The organism is Psychrobacter celer (assembly GCF_016107555.1).
In the GTDB taxonomy this organism is placed as follows: Bacteria; Pseudomonadota; Gammaproteobacteria; order Pseudomonadales; family Moraxellaceae; genus Psychrobacter; species Psychrobacter celer.
In genome coordinates this window covers 1-15,534 of record NZ_JABASU010000036.1, presented here as the reverse complement: position 1 = coordinate 15,534, position 15,534 = coordinate 1, and the positions used below count along the sequence as shown (strand labels likewise).

Here is a 15,534-nt window from a genome sequence, read left to right as displayed (position 1 = left end):
TATTTGCTGGTATCATTAATTCCGAGCTTAGACTATGACTTTTGCAAGAGGTCTATTATCAATCATTTATTAAGTATTCTTAAAAATAAATATTTAGACTTAGACATGTAGCGGCCCAATTGTTTTGCCAGCTAAAGATTTTGGGTAAATTCTACGTATTTTTCTGCTATTTTGGCTGGTAGCAGCGCTTCATCGAATGGCGCATGAAACGCTTGCGGATTACTCATCGCTTGCTGCATTTTTGCGGCAATGGCATCAACATCCCCCATCGGCATTAAGTTACGTTCTGGTAGTAATTCACTTGGGCCTGATGGACAGTTGGTACTGATAACAGGAGTACCTAGCACAAGAGCTTCGGCAATAACTAAAGCAAAACCCTCCCAGTCAGAGGTCAGTATCTTAAACTGCGCATTTTTGATATAAGGGAAGGGATTATCACGAAACCCTAAAAATATCACTTTGTCTTCTAGGCTTAACTCTGTTACCAGTCGCTCTGTTTCACTTTTATGCTTCCCTTGGCCCAAGAGCAGTAAAGGCATAGATTGATCTGTTTTTGCATAAGCATTTACCAATACATCATGACGCTTGGCATCTTTGAAACTACCGACATGGATAATATAGTTTTGGTAGTCAGGGACAAAAGCATCGGCTTGTTGTTGAATACTGTTTTTATCTATTGGATTATGAATGGCAGTGGTTGGCGTAATATGACCAAAGCTCTTAATAAAATCTTTTTGAGCGCCTTCACTGACACACACACAAGGATGCTTGGCATATATATCTATCATTCTTTGCTTTAACTGCTCAGCGTCGTGATTTTTATTAAACTTATAGAGTAGTGATACTGTGTTATGAATAATATAAGTGATATTAGACAGTTTACTATTACTTAGAATACTATCGGCACGATCTAAGTTGGACAGTATGATGTCAGGCTGACCGATATTTTTCGACACGTATTTATCGACAGCACGTGCAAAAATCTGGTCACGTCTTTGTGCCCCTGGTATAAGTTTATACGGCTTAAACTTAAGTACATGATAGTTAAGACTCGGACTTAAGTCATACTGTACTAACGGCTTAAATCTTAGAATATGTACTTCATAGCCCAATTCATAAAACCCTTGCCCCAATGTTAATACGACACGTTCCGCACCACCGCCCTGTAGACAATTAATAACGAGTAACACTGTTTTTTTATGCTGCTTCATACACGATAACCTATGGAGTAAGTTTTCACCTTCTTAAAAAGGCTTATCATTGCTTCATTAAAAAACTAGCGTTTAAATAGCTTCGAAAAAAATGATTTAGAAGCGTGTGGACGAGTCACCTTATTACCGGTATACCCTTCTTGAGATTTTTTAGGAAAATGACCGAAAGGTTCCACCCTATAACTGTCTAAATCGTATCCAGCAGCAAGTGCTTCGTTATAATATTCATCAAAAACCTCAGATAAATCCTGCCTCGGGTGCGACATTATTTCACCGTCAAACCAGTGCTCGATACCTTCTTCACTGACTCTAGGTAATGAATATTTATGACTGAACTGCGTACCCATATCTGAATAATGCAAAATCCTAATATCTTCTAACGCTAAGTTTTCGCCATCTATACAGTTGTAACTATCCTGATAAGGCTCAATGAGCTGATTATTATGTTTGAATACAGCCATCATTTCTTTATGGCTTTTGGGATCTTTCTTGAGTTTTTTAATTGGTAGGACAATGTTTTTCGCCGCCTTGCAATCCCATACGCATGTACACAACCGAGTCATATCCGCATTAGTCTTAGCAGCTACAACAGACTGTCCTTCAATAGGATGGTGCCACAGCTTTGCCAAATCATCTAAAATAATGACATCAGCGTCCATGTAGATGGCACGACCAGAGTATTGACAGTACTCTGGAATTGCCCAGCGAAAGCCTGAAAAAGGCGTTGACCATTTAGTGGTATTCCAACCCTCTCCAGTCTCAGGATTAGAATACCAATAGCTATTAGGATCACGTGACAGCTGCATCCATACTATCTCAATGGGTACACTGGTATGTTTATGAATACTATAATCTAATACCATCATCTGCTCTAGATCACAGTTATTTGGGTCACAACCAACAAAGACTTTAATAGTATCTTCTGTATTCATAATTTTATCCGTTCACTGACTAATATTTATCTTTGCTAATGCAATGCGATAATACTCAAATATATAATGGGACCTATTCTTTCCAGTACTTTTCGATCCACCCTACTGGCAAGATAAAATGACGCAAGTGACGTAGCGGTCTTTTTAGATTTTTGGGCTCAGTTAATCTTTTTAAGTGATCTTTGGCATTGTTAGCAGCATTTTTATTATATCTACCTTCGATCGCATGTGTAGGATATAAGTCGCCAGGGAAAATAACAATTCTAGCACCTTTAGGAATCTTTGGCTCTTTGATGTAGTTAAGTGGGAACGGTTGACGACATTTGCGCCTAAAGTGCGCAACCCATGCCTTAGGAAACAGCTTGACACCGCCTGGCGCATTACGAGTGACGAAGCGCTGCTCAAAGCGGTATTTATCAGCGATACCTTGCGGATCGGCTTTGAATTTTTCTTGTAGTGAGACAAGCGACCCTACCTGAAAGCGGAAGCAAGACGTCTGGCCGAGGCGCTCTAGCGGGTTACTTGGGTTATAAGATAAAATAACATCGTCTGGCTCGCCATACTCAAAGAAAGGATCGAGGCTATCTACTATAATCACATCCAAATCTACAAATAATACTGTCCCTGTCAAATCACCTAGCTTTTCGCCCCACAAGCGTGACTTTGGCCATTTACCCAGTGTGTTGGTTGGCATGGTGACATCTAATGGTGGCAACTCTTGGCATTCGATTTCTGGTCGTACATCAGTGGTGTCGTCAGTAAAACAGACAAAACGAAACGGTGGCGTAATATTGCGAGATACCATACCATAAAGCTTATTGGCATAATCAGCCCCGTACTTTGTACCCCATTTAATACAAATAATTTGTTTGACATTTTTATTATCTGCTGTACTAGAATCTATTGGCATGGACTGCTCACTTTAATCTTAAGAATAAATATGATGGCTATATTAGCACAAAAAAAAGACTGAACAATTATGTTCAGCCTTTTTGGTCTTTAAACTAACGACTTTATTAATCAATAAAGCTGAGCCAATCCATATACTGCTCATTACGGCCATGTACCACATCAAAATACAAGGTTTGCAGCTTTTCTGTCAACGGGCCGCGGCCACCATTGCCGATGGTACGATCATCATATTCACGAATCGGAGTCACTTCGGCAGCCGTGCCAGTCATAAAGATTTCATCTGCTAAGTAAAACTCGTCACGCGTGATGCGGCGCTCGACGACTTTGATACCCAAATCTTCAGCAAACTGAATAATGGTACGACGAGTGATACCGTCAAGCGCGCCGCCGCCCAGATCTGGCGTATGTAGCACACCGTCTTTGACCAAAAACAAGTTTTCGCCTGCGCCTTGGCAGACATAACCTTGTGGATCCATTAGGATAGCTTCGTCATAACCATTGCGAGTGACTTCTTGGTTGGCCATAATAGAGACAGGATAGTTGCTCGAGGCTTTGGCTTTACACATGGTCACATTGGTCATGTGGTGGGTAAATGATGAGGTTTTGACACGGATACCGTTTTTGATGCCTTCTTCACCAAGATAGGCGCCCCAGTGCCAGGCTGCGACCATGGCATTAATACTGTTATCACGTGATGATAGGCCAAGTTTTTCTGCCCCAACCCAAATCAGCGGACGGATATACGCCTCTGCCAAGTTGTTTTGTTTGACCACGTCTTTCTGGGCTTGCTCAAGTGCCGCTGCGTCAAAAGGCACATCCATCTGAAAAATCTTCGCTGAGCCCATCAAGCGCTCAGTGTGCTCTTTTAGGCGAAAAATCGCTGTACGGTTGTCAGCAGTTTGGTAAGCGCGAACCCCTTCAAATACTGCCATGCCATAATGTAGGCTATGGGTCAGTACGTGGACGCTGGCATCGGGCTGCTCGATCATCGTGCCATTCATCCAAAGCTTACCTTCTTGTGTTGCCATATTCATTTTATAGTCCTTATGCTAGCGCTGACGTCTAACTTTTTTAAGTAGGTTTTGTTTAACAGTGATTATCAACCATATATGATACCACCACCGCATCTATTTTATGGTAAAAAATGCATCTTGGTTGTGAAAATCGGTTTAAGAAAACCAATTGTCAATTTTTTATAAGCAGTTTGTACATTGTCTCAATGCTCAAGGCGTATCCTCGGCATCATCCACCCCCATCAAGTGCTGCCACTGATCTTGCACCAGTGCGCGCGTCTCCTTCCATAGCGATTCATCGACCAATAGCGACTGCTCGGATAGTGCCAACTGATGGGTGGCCGCGCGTATTCTGAGATAAGCATCGGTCAAGTCTTGGCAAACTTGCTGATCCCAGATACCAAGCAACGCCATTTCTTCAAATATACGGACATTGTCGCTCCATTTAGTCAGGCTTGGATGATCATGCGAATAGGCCAATACCGCAAATTGTGCCAAAAACTCAATATCGATGATCCCGCCGGCGTCTTGTTTCAGATGAAACTTGCCCGCTTGCTGCTGCCACTGACTGGTGCCCAGATGTTTTTGCATCTTGATACGCATACTGGTGACTTCCGTGCGCACCTGCTCTATCGTGCGCGGTAGTGATAGCACCTCTCGGCGAATCTCACAAAAGCGCGCCGTCACTCGCTTATCACCGCATATCGCCCGCGCTCGCACCAGCGCTTGGTGCTCCCACGACCATGCTTTGTCCATCTGATAAGTCTCAAACGCATGACAGGAGACCACCATCATGCCAGCATTACCTGAGGGGCGCAGACGCATGTCGATCTCATAAGCGCGGCCATCTCGGGTTTGGGTATTTAAGTAGTTCATTAGTTTTTGTACCAAGCGCGCCGCAAACTTCATGCCGCTCACGGATTTTTCGCCCGTGGTCATGCCCTGCTCTTTTATCTTGTGCAAAAACACCAAATCCAAATCTGACGAATAGGACAGCTCTAGCCCGCCAAGTTTGCCATAACCAATAATGGCAAAACCGCAGTCCGCCTCGGTCACAGGATCACCATCTTGGCCGATGGGATACCCATAACGCTTGACAATCTCGGCAAAAGCGCGCTCCAGCGCCGCCTCTAGCACCACAGCGGCGATATAGGTCAACGAGTCTGACACCTTCATAATCGGACGCTCAGCCAATACATCACTGGCAGCGACTGCCAATACTTGGTTTTTTTTGAACAGTCGCAATACGCTCAGTAGCTTTTCTTCGTCATTGGGCTCGACGCGCAATAACTGTTGCCGCAAAATATCATGTAGCTCAAGCTTGTCTGGCAGGTGACGATAGCGCTGCTGCAAAAAAGTATCGAGTAGCACCGGATACTGCGCCAGCTCTTTGGCAATCCAAGGGCTGGCTGAGAGCATTGGAATCAGCTCAATGGTAGCGTTGGGGTTTTCGGCGATCATCACCAAATAGATAGAGCGGCGGCAAATCGCCTCGAGTAAGGAGATGAGCCGCGGCAGTGCAGTGTTTGCCAGTTGCTGCTGCTCTTGATGAGCAAGCAAGGCATGGACAATGACCGGATAAGCATCATCCAAACGCTCACGAGCTTCATCACTCAGATTGGCGACCATTTTTGACTGCCAAAAGCCTTGTAGCAGCTCACGATTGTCTTTTGTCAACACCTCATTTAAGCGGGCAATTTGCTCGTCTAGCTGCTCCGGCTCAAGGCCGGTATCTTCGTGGTCGGGTATTTGCCGCTCGGTGACCATACGTTCAAAGGGTACATTGACATTGTGCCGGTGATGGTTGAGCGTACTTAATAATCCTTCCCAATTAGCAAAACCAAGGGTAATCGCCAGATTGTGCTGCCACTGCCGATCATGAGGCAGACGCTGGGTCTGCTGGTCATTGATTGCCTGAATACCATGCTCGAGTCGGCGCAAAAACCGATAGGCTACTTGTAGCTGCTCGTAGGTACTACGCTCTAAATACTCAAGCGTGTACAATGCCTGCATTGCTTGCAGGCAGGATTTGATCTGTAGCTGTGGGTGCCTGCCGCCATAGATAAGCTGAAACGCCTGAACGATAAACTCGATATCTCTGATACCGCCTGCACCAAGCTTGATATTGTCCAAATCCTCGCGCTGAACCACTTGGTTTTGAATCAAAGACTTCATCTCTCTGAGCGCCGAAAACGCACTATAATCCACATAATAGCGAAAGACAAAGGGTTTGATGAGCGCTTGTATCTGCTCATAAAATGGCGGCTCTATATGACCGACCACACGAGCCTTGAGCCAAGCAAAACGCTCCCACGCACGCCCGTGTAATGAAAAGTATTTTTGTAACGCAGACAAATGAATGGCCAAGTCGCTGCCATCACCCCATGGACGCAGGCGCATATCGACACGAAACACAAAACCATCTGCGGTATTATTATCAAGCAATTTAATGATGCCTTGACCAAGCCTTGTCATAAAGCGCTTATTGTCTATGCTGCGTGTGCCCTTGGTTTTGTCGCCATTGGTCTCACCGCGCGCTTGATGGACAAAGATAAGGTCGATATCACTGGATAAATTCAGCTCATGCGCGCCAAGTTTTCCCATGGCCATAATCGCCATGTCGTCTGTTTGTACTTGACCCTGCGCATTGATAAAAGTCGGCTCACCGTACTTTTTGATCAGATGCTGGTAGGTATAATTTTTGGCAAAAGAGATACAGCCGTCTGCAAACTCCGACAGCTCATCGGTCAATTGCTCAAGCGCTATCATGTGCAGCGCGTCTTGCCAAATCCAGCGCATCATCAGCAAAGTGCGCAGATGGCGAAGACCACTCATCACTTTGGCCTCATCAGCGAGTTGGTAGTTTTCATCCAACGTATAGTCTTGGATCAAGTCATCGATTTGCTGGCGTGTGAGGGTTTGATCCAGCGGATAGCTACGCAAAAACGTCTGACAAGAGACTGTCCGACTCTCCCAAATCTGATAAGCAAACTCACTGGCAGTGCGTAATATCTGCAGCTGCTCTGCGGTCGGCTGATAGTCTGTACCATGGGTCGAGCGTGAAGACATAGCAGGTAACATAGAAAAAGAAACTCCTTACATAGAGTGATAAGACTACGTGAACCTAGCCCATAAGTTTATTATTTTTTATTACGAAGCAGTCACCAGCACCCATCACGACATCTAATATGTCTATATCTGGTAAACTTGGTAGAAAACCCCATTCATTCACAGTGATCCTATCTGCTTTTGGCCGCTTTATGGTAGCATAAACCACTTTAGCACAAATGATAGATAAGACCTCCTATGACCACCACGACCCCTTTGCTGTTAGTGACGGCTGATCCCAGCCATCCTCTCGCCCATTTAGCCCTGCGTTATGCTCGTGCCTATCTCAGCGCGCACCCAGCAGATGACAGCAGTCATACCTTAAACGTGTTTTTTTATGGCGACGGCGCACATACGGCCAATCGCTTGCGCTGGCAATCGGCAGACCAGCTTGATATGACCAAAGCATGGCAAAATCTGGCAGAGCAGTATCAGCTGTCGCTACCGGTCTGCGTCAGTACCGCACTCGGTCGCGGTATTAGCGATACCGATAACAGCGCCCGCCATCAGCTAAGCGGGGATAATCTGGCCGCAGGATTTACCTTGGTCGGTCTAAGTGAGCTGGCAATGATGATGCAGGCTGATGGCCGGTTGATACAGTTTTGATCACCTCAAGCGATATAAGCTCAGCCCAACTCATCAGTACATTTAAGTAGGAGATTTCTATGAAATTATTGATTAAGCTGCATACGCCGACCGAAATGGCCAGCTATGAAGGCTGCGCGTTGGCACTAACGCTGGCGACCTTTGGTCATGATGTGCAGCTGTATCTAGATGCGCCTGTCTTTGGCTTGCTGATGCAGCCAGAGTCACGTTTGCACGGGATGATACAATCGCTTGAGCTCTATGACATGCCAGCGGCGTGGCTGCCTGACGATGTCTTTAGCGGCTGGGTCACAGGTATGCTGCCTACTGATCTGGCCTCACAGCTGATATTGGTTCCAGAAGTGATACCTGCAGCAGACTTCGAGCAAATCTTAACCTTTTGATAATTCAACCCTTCGTCAAAATCTGTACAAGCTCACACAACTATATCAAAACCACCATCCATTTGGCGTTTGTGCTTACCGCTAACGCATAGGCATCGATAGACGCAAGCGGCTGGATATAATTTGGACATTATCATGGCAACTTTATATCAATTACATAGCAGCATAGATACCCTAAGACGCTGCACAGACGAGATGTCTCGCACTTGGCAGCGCGGTGATAGCATCTTGTTATTGGGGACGACGGCTGCATTTATCGACTGGCTCAATGCTTATTTGGCTGACAAAGACATAGACGGTATCGCGGCTATGTATGCGCTGAGCGATGATATCGCGCAGCTCACGACCAGCGCCGTTGAGCAATTACAGCTAGATACCAAACTCAGTGCAATACTAAGCGATCAACAATGGGTCGCACTGACAGGAAGCATCGATAGCAATCATGCTAAATTTGATAAAGTGGTGACCATTGCCCTATGAACGATAATACAACCCATGCCGCACAGCCCGCTATTGAATTGGATCAAGACGGCCATCTATGTGACCACACCATCTGGACGCCTGCCATCGCCCAGCAGCTAGCCGATACCTTAGAGGTACAGCTAGCAGAGGAGCACTTGCAAGTTTTGCTGCAGGTACGCGCGTTTTTTGCCAAATTCAACCACCCACCAGCCACCCGTCCACTGATCAAATGGCTACAAAAAACCCTGCCCGAGTACGACATCAGCAACCAAGAGCTACAGCAGCTGTTTAACACAGGACTGGTGGCGCGCCATGTCAATCGCTTGGCAGGCTTGCCCAAACCGCCGAACTGTTTATAGTTTGTAGTTGATAGCAGCCATGGCCAGTAGCCAGTAGCCAGTAGCCAGTAGCACTATTTTGGATCATACACCGTCAAGCTCTCATAGCCGATACTGCGCCCTTCATCGCCTACAAACCCCTGCTGGCGCCAAATTTCGTACAAGCATATCGCCACACTATTGGACAAATTAAGACTGCGTGAGTCCGCTAGCATCGGCAAGCGCAGCCAATGAGCCGCGCCGATGTCCTCTCGGATATCATCTGCCAGACCAGCCGTCTCTGAGCCAAAGACCAATGCGATGTTTGGCATCTGGCCAGTCTCATTATCCGGTCGTCCGCCAAAATCATAGTCATAAAAAGGCTGGCTCAGCTTGGTAGTCAGAGCAGTGATGGTATGACAATCCGCCGCTTGTAGCGCACGTCTGGCAGCTGGCCAATCATCGTGAACCTGCATATGCGTGTACTCATGATAATCCAGTCCTGCACGGCGCAGTTTTTTATCATCAAGCTCAAACCCTAATGGCCTAACCAAATGCAGCTGCGCGCCTGTATTGGCACATAAACGAATGATATTGCCGGTATTGCTGGGCATTTTGGGGGCTACCAGCACAATATGAATGGTCATACAAACTCCGTGAGTGGTCTAAACTTTATACAGTCAGTCTGATATAAAAACGATACAGTAAGATGAAAAGCTGTTTTTCTCAGACTTAAGCAGCGCAGGCACAGCACCCAAGAAAACCAACGTTTTATTGATCGCATTGAGCGGCTTGATCGCCATATATCCGATTTATTTGAATTCGGCTATAGATAACATCAGTAAGTAATCATAAGTTACAGTTTACTGCCAATAATTACATTTTGATACTGTGCATGGTTTTTAACTTTCACTATGATATCTGTAACGGATAGCAAGACAGTGTCTACATTTCGTTCTGCTACCTAGCAGCCCTACAGTAAGCCTTGGTACCATACTAAGTGTTACTGTCATTATTTATAACAATGAATTTATCTTGAGGATATTATTATGAAAAAATTAATCATCGCATCTTTGACTGCTATGTTTGTTTTAACTGGTTGCAACACCTTTAAAGGTCTAGGCCAAGACGTATCAAGCGCTGGTGATGCTGTGACCGGCGGCGCACAAGACGTTCAAAACAAAATCTAATGATTGGTTTTTAGATTTTCGAAGGGCTTATCATTGATTTGATAAGCCTTTTTTTGACTCTGTATTTTTTCATACGTTATATCTCATTGGTAACATTCTATTTTTTACTTTAATAGATTGCGCAACCTGTCATTTTACAAATCTCATTTTATAAAAACGCTCGCAATATCTGATTGAGATAACGCTGGCCTAAACGGGTTGGCTGTAGGCGCTCTGTGCTATCCATCAGCAATCCTTGAGCCACCAAATCCTGAACCTGCGCGGCAATCTCAGCATATCCAAGCCCTGTCCGAGCGCTAAACAATGACCACGCCACCCCGCCGTGTAACCTTAGAGCATTGAGCATAAACTCACTGATTAGCTCATCAGGCGCAATGGCCTGCCAGCCGACCATCTTTGGGGCCTTCAAGCTAGTGTCATCGGTACTGATACGGTGATAATCCATATAGTCTTTTGGCAAGCGCGATTTACTAAAACGATAAATACCAGACTGCGCACGTAACTCGTTGTTTGTGTCAAATGCTGCATGATCAAGGGCATCACTTGCAATGGTGACTTTGCCATGAGCACCCGCGCCAATCGCTAAGTAATCACCAAACTGCCAATAGTTCACATTGTGTTGGCATGGCTTATCACACGAGCCTGCCCAAGCAGATACTTCATAATTGGTGTAGCCAAGCTGCTGCAATAGCACTTGACCCGCCTCTTCAATATCGGCCAGATTGCCCTCGTTTGGCAATATAGGCTGGCTACGATAAAATACCGTATTTGGCTCAATCGTCAGCTGATACCAAGACAGATGTGTCGCCCCCGCTTCATGCGCCATCTGAATATCGGCCAATGCTTCTTGGTAAGTTTGCTGCGGCAACCCATGCATCAAATCCACATTGACCCGCTCAAACCCAGCCAGCCGAGCTGCACGGATCGCGGACAGCGCCTGCGCAGGATCATGAATACGCCCAAGCGTTGTCAGCTTATCAGCGGCAAAGCTTTGCACACCGATAGACAAGCGATTGATACCCACGTCTAGATACTGAGCAAAGGGCGCATGCTCGAGCGTCCCTGGGTTGGCCTCCATCGTCACTTCGATATCAGCAGCAAAACAAAATATGTCTTTTAACCCTGTAAACAGTCGCTGATAGTGAGCGATTGGTAATAACGACGGTGTACCACCGCCGATAAAAATCGAACTGATTTCTCGACCTTGGGACAGCGGCTGCTGCATTGCAGCATCTAATAACAGCGCATCGACATACTCATCATACATAGACAGCTGCGTATCCGCTGGCAGCTCGTGTGAATTAAAATCACAATAAGGGCATTTTTTTACGCACCACGGAATATGAATGTAGAGCGCCAATGGGATCTCGCCCACCTCCAGCCTACCTGCATTAGACATCGTCTTATGGTCGCGGCTATCATTAGATAAATTAACTGCTTGGGTGTTTGACATAACAAAGGTATCTATTAAAAAAAGCTATTCAAAAACGAATAACCAACAATGCGAAAAATAACGTGCGGCGATGATGAGCAAAAAGCAGCACTAGGATAACGACTACACAGTATAAAGAAAAGCGCAGGATGATAAAATCATACTGACAGCCATTTACAGGAGCAGATATTGGCATAAATGACTGTATAGCGACTATATATTGAGCGCGTAATGATCAAAAGCAACCACTCAATAATAACAAAAGGAGAATACGATGGCCTATTGGCTCATGAAATCCAACCCTACCTTTTTTGGCATCGATGATTTACAGCGTCTAGGTACGGAGCACTGGGATGGCGTGCGCAATTACCGTGCACGCAACTTTATGCGCGACGATATGCAAGTCGGTGACAAGGTGTTTTTTTATCACTCCAGCGCCAAGCCTTCTGGAGTTGCTGGTATCATGACCATCAGTAAGGCGGGCTACCCTGACCCCAGCCAATTCCATCCTGAGCATCGTCACTATGACCCCATCGCCACTGAAGATCAGCCGCGCTGGTATATGGTAGACGTCACTTTTGAGCGAGCCTTCACCGACGTTTTGCCTTTATCAGCGCTTAAATTCCTGCCTGCGCTAGAGGACTCATTATTACTCAAAAAAGGCTGTGAGCAGCTGACGGTGATTCCTTTGACGCCCAAACACTGGTACGCTATTTTGGACATGGCCGAAACATCAATGTTACTGTCCGACTGACCTCGGTTGACTGTGTAACGATTGAGTAAGAAACCTGCTGGCATCTATGCACATTCATCTGTGCGTTTGCTATTTAAATTCTGCTATATTACAAATGTCGCAATACCTTCTTTTTTTATGGCTAAGTCACTGCCAACTCATCATCAGGACGCATTTATGAGCGCACCCAAATTATTATTATCAGCATTAGCGTTAAGCATGGCTAGTCTGGCCCTCAGCGCCTGCGGCAGTGATGGTGACAAAGTCAAAGAGGAATATGATCGTATTGAGGATCAGGTAAAAGACGAATATGATCGCATAGAAGACAAAGTCAAAGAAAAGTATAAAGAGGTAGAAGACAAACTGAGCGATGACGAAAAAAGCATGGCTGAGATTTTGGAGTCCGTGTTTTTGCCAGAAGAGTCGCTAGACAACTTCTTAGACAAGCTCACCCCAGAGGGCGGCCTCGGCGGCTTGTATGTCGGACACTTCGTTGAAATTGAGGACGGCGATGATAGTGATATCGATATCGGCGCTGTCTATTTTGACATCAGCAAAGACGGTGTAGGCAGCGTCGATGGTAGTTTTAGCTACCAGCAACAAGCTTGTCAAGAAAACAACACACTGGGCATCAACTCTGCAATCAAAGTAGACAACTATATCGCAGGCAAAGTGACCGGCAGCCTCGATACGCTAGCGTTTTTGGATGTGAAGTATGTCAATGACCTGGGCATTGAGACACCGAACCTATTTACCACCTTTGCAGGTAGCTTTGAGAAAAAACAAACGGGTACCCCGTGGCAAGGCAGCTTTGAGTATCAGGACGGTCTGGGTGGACAAACCCTAACCAGTAGCGAAAAAAACTGCAATGTCACTTATACCATCAGCGACCGCTCTAACTTTAAGACCTACCCACTTGATTACCGCCTAGGTGAGCTGAATGTAGATGTCAGCGGCAATGGTAGTCAAAAAGTCGTGACATGGCAAAACCCGAGAAACACACAATATATACTGGTCAGCCAAATCGATATCAACAAAGCAGAGACTGGCGCGAACGGCTATGTACAAAATCTGGTATTGACCGCTGGTGAGACGGCATTTTCTCCGCTTATCCCAGCTAGCTCGACCAACTACGCTATCGTTGTACAAGCCTTTGACGCGGCAAACGATCTGATCGGCTATCAAGCGGTGGTGCAAGACTTGCCTGAATCATTATAAATAAGCGCAGCACAGCCTTTCTCTTGGCTCAAGCTTTGTAGCCTATGTATCGTAACCTATGATTTATAGTCTATAACTTGTGACTCATGGGCGACTACGCTCCGGTGGTGTTTTTACAGTCATATATGACGCGTTAAAACGTTGACATTAGGGGGCGGCTTCTTTACCATCTTATCTAATGATGACCTGTCAATTCCCCTAGTGAATTGACGGGTTATTTTTATTTTGGTGTCTAGACTTTGCCATTTTTAGCCCATTTAGATAACTATCGAGTGAATTGAAGACACGCTCTAGTCTATATGCGCTTGTTCATATGAATTATCGGCATCATCATTTTATACCATTTTCAAAGAGTGCAATATATAGCTTATGGCAGTCTGCCAGTACGCTTTTTAGAGCAGCACGCCAATCGCCGTACGATACTTGCTGGCTTTAGTTTTTATGATTGAACGCTTTGAAAATGGTGTGGCTGTTTCCCTATTCATTTGTTGATGGCGCGTTTGACGCCTCAACGATCATTATCGTCAAGAATAAAAAGTTGCTCACTATGGTTTTCCCATTATCTTTTAGAGATTTTAGAAGCTACAGCTTACGCTTGGGCGTGCTGGCACTTCCTATTTTGATTACCCAGTTTTGTCAGGCGGCGCTGGGTGTGGTAGATGCCATCATGGCAGGTCAGGTCTCAGCGCTTGATTTGGCGGCCGTGGCTGTCGGCTCTGGTATCTGGCTGCCGCTGTTTTTATTGGCCACTGGCATCTTGATTGCCACCACGCCTCTGATCGGTGAGGCCATCGGACAAAACGCACACAGTAAAGTACCTCATATCACCCAGCAGTCTTTGTGGACTGCTGGGGTTATCGGTATTGTTGGCTTCATAATTGTGAATTTGGCACCCAATATTCTTGGTATCATGGGCGTACCAGCAAACATCCAGCCGATAGCGACACAGTACCTACATGGTGTATCGTTTGGGTTTCCTGCGCTGGCCGTTTATGCTGTCCTTCGCAGCTACTGCGAAGCATTGGGTCGGCCTGAGCCGGTAACCATTATCAGCATCATTGGTCTGTTAGCGGACATCCCACTTAACTATATCTTCATTCATGGTTTGTTTGGGATGCCTGAGATGGGCGGTGCAGGCTGCGGTGTGGCCACAGCTTTGGTACTATGGATAAACGTGCTACTGCTTGCTACCTATACCAGCTTTACCAAACGGCAACAATTTGCCAGTACCCGCTTTTTTTATGGTTTTGCTAATCCTAACCGTCAGCAAATCAAAAAACTGCTAAAACTTGGCATTCCCATTGGTATTTCTATCTTTTTTGAGGCGAGCCTCTTTAGTTTGGGCGCGCTTGTCATCAGTCCGCTCGGCGAGCTGGCGACCGCATCGCATCAAGTCGCACTAGCGGTGACCTCTCAGCTGTTTATGATACCGATATCGGTCGCGATGGCACTGACCATCATGATATCCAATCGTTTTGGCGAAAAAAATCTGCTGGCACTGCGTCAAGTACAGGCAACGGGGCTGACCTGGACGATACTCATTGCCCTCACATGTATGCTAGGGGTTTGGCTATTTCGACCACAGCTGGCAGCAGCCTTTACCGACAACCCTGCGGTCATCGCTCAGTCTATGCATTTGCTGGTATTTGCTCTTGGTTATCAGCTGTTTGACGGCTGGCAGGTCAATGTCGCGGGGATATTGCGCGGTATGCAGGACACTACTGTACCGATGTGGGTGACGTTGTTTTGTTATTGGGTGGTGGCATTGCCGCTGGGGATTTATTTGGTACGTTTCACCGATGTCGGCGCCCAAGGGTTTTGGATGGCACTGATTACGGGGCTGTTTTTATCCTCTATCTTGTTGACGCTGCGTTTGCGTTATCAACAAAGACGTCTAACGGCGCTTTGGGGGTTGCAAACAGTTAAATAAAATATATACAAACCTACCTATTTATTACTATTATAGATAGATTATATCTATAATATAGAGAGCAAGTTATGGGGAAACTGGTTAGTA

15 protein-coding genes are annotated in these 15,534 nt (G+C 45.8%); 8 read left to right on the top strand and 7 right to left on the bottom strand.

The genetic code is table 11. From position 1 onward, the window contains the following. Positions 1-131: 131 nt before the first annotated feature. The 5 genes from JFC05_RS12190 to glnE form a co-directional block, all read right to left on the bottom strand. Complete coding sequence (locus JFC05_RS12190; protein WP_198337072.1) at positions 132-1,211, bottom strand: glycosyltransferase; 1,080 nt, start codon at positions 1,209-1,211, stop codon at positions 132-134. 65 nt (positions 1,212-1,276) lie between these two features. Beyond that, a complete protein-coding gene (locus tag JFC05_RS12185) occupies positions 1,277-2,143 on the bottom strand; it encodes a glycosyltransferase (RefSeq protein ID WP_198337071.1) in 867 nt (288 codons plus the stop codon). A 73-nt stretch (positions 2,144-2,216) separates the two neighbouring features. Continuing rightward, the gene (locus JFC05_RS12180; RefSeq protein WP_198337070.1) at positions 2,217-3,053 is read right to left on the bottom strand and encodes a glycosyl transferase; all 837 of its coding nucleotides are present in this window, start codon (positions 3,051-3,053) and stop codon (positions 2,217-2,219) included. Between the two features lie 106 nt (positions 3,054-3,159). Beyond that, positions 3,160-4,089 carry a branched-chain amino acid transaminase gene (locus tag JFC05_RS12175; RefSeq protein ID WP_198337069.1) on the bottom strand — a complete coding sequence of 310 codons (930 nt, stop codon included), beginning with the start codon at positions 4,087-4,089 and terminating at the stop codon, positions 3,160-3,162. 189 nt (positions 4,090-4,278) lie between these two features. Beyond that, entirely contained in the window at positions 4,279-7,149 is a 2,871-nt protein-coding gene (gene glnE / locus JFC05_RS12170; protein WP_227697552.1) for a bifunctional [glutamate--ammonia ligase]-adenylyl-L-tyrosine phosphorylase/[glutamate--ammonia-ligase] adenylyltransferase, read from the bottom strand. Positions 7,150-7,374: 225 nt separating this feature from the next. Between glnE and tusD the strand changes: the two genes are divergently transcribed. The 4 genes from tusD to JFC05_RS12150 all read left to right on the top strand — a co-directional run bounded on the left by tusD (position 7,375) and on the right by JFC05_RS12150 (position 8,986). Then, positions 7,375-7,782, top strand: coding sequence for a sulfurtransferase complex subunit TusD (gene tusD, locus JFC05_RS12165; RefSeq protein WP_198337068.1), 408 nt, complete (start codon positions 7,375-7,377; stop codon positions 7,780-7,782). Between the two features lie 59 nt (positions 7,783-7,841). Further along, positions 7,842-8,165, top strand: coding sequence for a hypothetical protein (locus JFC05_RS12160; RefSeq protein WP_105245995.1), 324 nt, complete (start codon positions 7,842-7,844; stop codon positions 8,163-8,165). 135 nt (positions 8,166-8,300) lie between these two features. Beyond that, the gene (locus JFC05_RS12155) at positions 8,301-8,645 is read left to right on the top strand and encodes a hypothetical protein (RefSeq protein ID WP_192995514.1); all 345 of its coding nucleotides are present in this window, start codon (positions 8,301-8,303) and stop codon (positions 8,643-8,645) included. Continuing rightward, positions 8,642-8,986, top strand: coding sequence for a TusE/DsrC/DsvC family sulfur relay protein (locus tag JFC05_RS12150; protein WP_198337067.1), 345 nt, complete (start codon positions 8,642-8,644; stop codon positions 8,984-8,986). The genes JFC05_RS12155 and JFC05_RS12150 overlap by 4 nt, the downstream gene beginning before the upstream one ends. A gap of 53 nt (positions 8,987-9,039) precedes the next feature. On the opposite strand, the gene JFC05_RS12145 is transcribed toward JFC05_RS12150, so the two are convergent. Then, positions 9,040-9,591: a tRNA (cytidine(34)-2'-O)-methyltransferase gene (locus JFC05_RS12145; protein WP_198337066.1), complete on the bottom strand. Its 552-nt coding sequence runs from the start codon at positions 9,589-9,591 to the stop codon at positions 9,040-9,042. A gap of 402 nt (positions 9,592-9,993) precedes the next feature. Here JFC05_RS12145 and JFC05_RS12140 point away from each other — a divergent pair, with 402 nt between their 5' ends. Further along, positions 9,994-10,134 (top strand): entericidin A/B family lipoprotein, encoded by a 141-nt coding sequence (locus JFC05_RS12140; RefSeq protein WP_037025595.1) that lies wholly within the window; start codon positions 9,994-9,996, stop codon positions 10,132-10,134. Positions 10,135-10,282: 148 nt separating this feature from the next. On the opposite strand, the gene hemW is transcribed toward JFC05_RS12140, so the two are convergent. Further along, positions 10,283-11,533, bottom strand: a complete 1,251-nt coding sequence (gene hemW / locus JFC05_RS12135) for a radical SAM family heme chaperone HemW (protein ID WP_198337073.1) — start codon at positions 11,531-11,533, stop codon at positions 10,283-10,285. Positions 11,534-11,840: 307 nt separating this feature from the next. Between hemW and JFC05_RS12130 the strand changes: the two genes are divergently transcribed. From JFC05_RS12130 to JFC05_RS12120, 3 genes are all read left to right on the top strand, one after another. Further along, entirely contained in the window at positions 11,841-12,320 is a 480-nt protein-coding gene (locus JFC05_RS12130) for an EVE domain-containing protein (RefSeq protein WP_198337065.1), read from the top strand. Between the two features lie 156 nt (positions 12,321-12,476). Then, entirely contained in the window at positions 12,477-13,517 is a 1,041-nt protein-coding gene (locus tag JFC05_RS12125) for a hypothetical protein (RefSeq protein ID WP_198337064.1), read from the top strand. Positions 13,518-14,064: 547 nt separating this feature from the next. After that, complete coding sequence (locus JFC05_RS12120) at positions 14,065-15,447, top strand: MATE family efflux transporter (RefSeq protein ID WP_192995524.1); 1,383 nt, start codon at positions 14,065-14,067, stop codon at positions 15,445-15,447. Positions 15,448-15,534 lie beyond the last annotated feature (87 nt).

Bases quoted from the DNA above. Each gene is read 5' to 3' on its own strand.
- JFC05_RS12185 (WP_198337071.1), bottom strand. From the start codon at position 2,143: ATGAATACAGAAGATACTATTAAAGTCTTTGTTGGTTGTGACCCAAAT.
- JFC05_RS12125 (WP_198337064.1), top strand. From the start codon at position 12,477: ATGAGCGCACCCAAATTATTATTATCAGCATTAGCGTTAAGCATGGCT.
- JFC05_RS12130 (WP_198337065.1), top strand. From the start codon at position 11,841: ATGGCCTATTGGCTCATGAAATCCAACCCTACCTTTTTTGGCATCGAT.
- JFC05_RS12175 (WP_198337069.1), bottom strand. From the start codon at position 4,089: ATGAATATGGCAACACAAGAAGGTAAGCTTTGGATGAATGGCACGATG.
- JFC05_RS12120 (WP_192995524.1), top strand. From the start codon at position 14,065: ATGGTTTTCCCATTATCTTTTAGAGATTTTAGAAGCTACAGCTTACGC.
- JFC05_RS12160 (WP_105245995.1), top strand. From the start codon at position 7,842: ATGAAATTATTGATTAAGCTGCATACGCCGACCGAAATGGCCAGCTAT.
- glnE (WP_227697552.1), bottom strand. From the start codon at position 7,149: ATGTTACCTGCTATGTCTTCACGCTCGACCCATGGTACAGACTATCAG.
- JFC05_RS12155 (WP_192995514.1), top strand. From the start codon at position 8,301: ATGGCAACTTTATATCAATTACATAGCAGCATAGATACCCTAAGACGC.
- JFC05_RS12150 (WP_198337067.1), top strand. From the start codon at position 8,642: ATGAACGATAATACAACCCATGCCGCACAGCCCGCTATTGAATTGGAT.
- hemW (WP_198337073.1), bottom strand. From the start codon at position 11,533: ATGTCTAATGCAGGTAGGCTGGAGGTGGGCGAGATCCCATTGGCGCTC.
- JFC05_RS12180 (WP_198337070.1), bottom strand. From the start codon at position 3,053: ATGCCAATAGATTCTAGTACAGCAGATAATAAAAATGTCAAACAAATT.
- JFC05_RS12145 (WP_198337066.1), bottom strand. From the start codon at position 9,591: ATGACCATTCATATTGTGCTGGTAGCCCCCAAAATGCCCAGCAATACC.
- JFC05_RS12190 (WP_198337072.1), bottom strand. From the start codon at position 1,211: ATGAAGCAGCATAAAAAAACAGTGTTACTCGTTATTAATTGTCTACAG.
- JFC05_RS12140 (WP_037025595.1), top strand. From the start codon at position 9,994: ATGAAAAAATTAATCATCGCATCTTTGACTGCTATGTTTGTTTTAACT.
- tusD (WP_198337068.1), top strand. From the start codon at position 7,375: ATGACCACCACGACCCCTTTGCTGTTAGTGACGGCTGATCCCAGCCAT.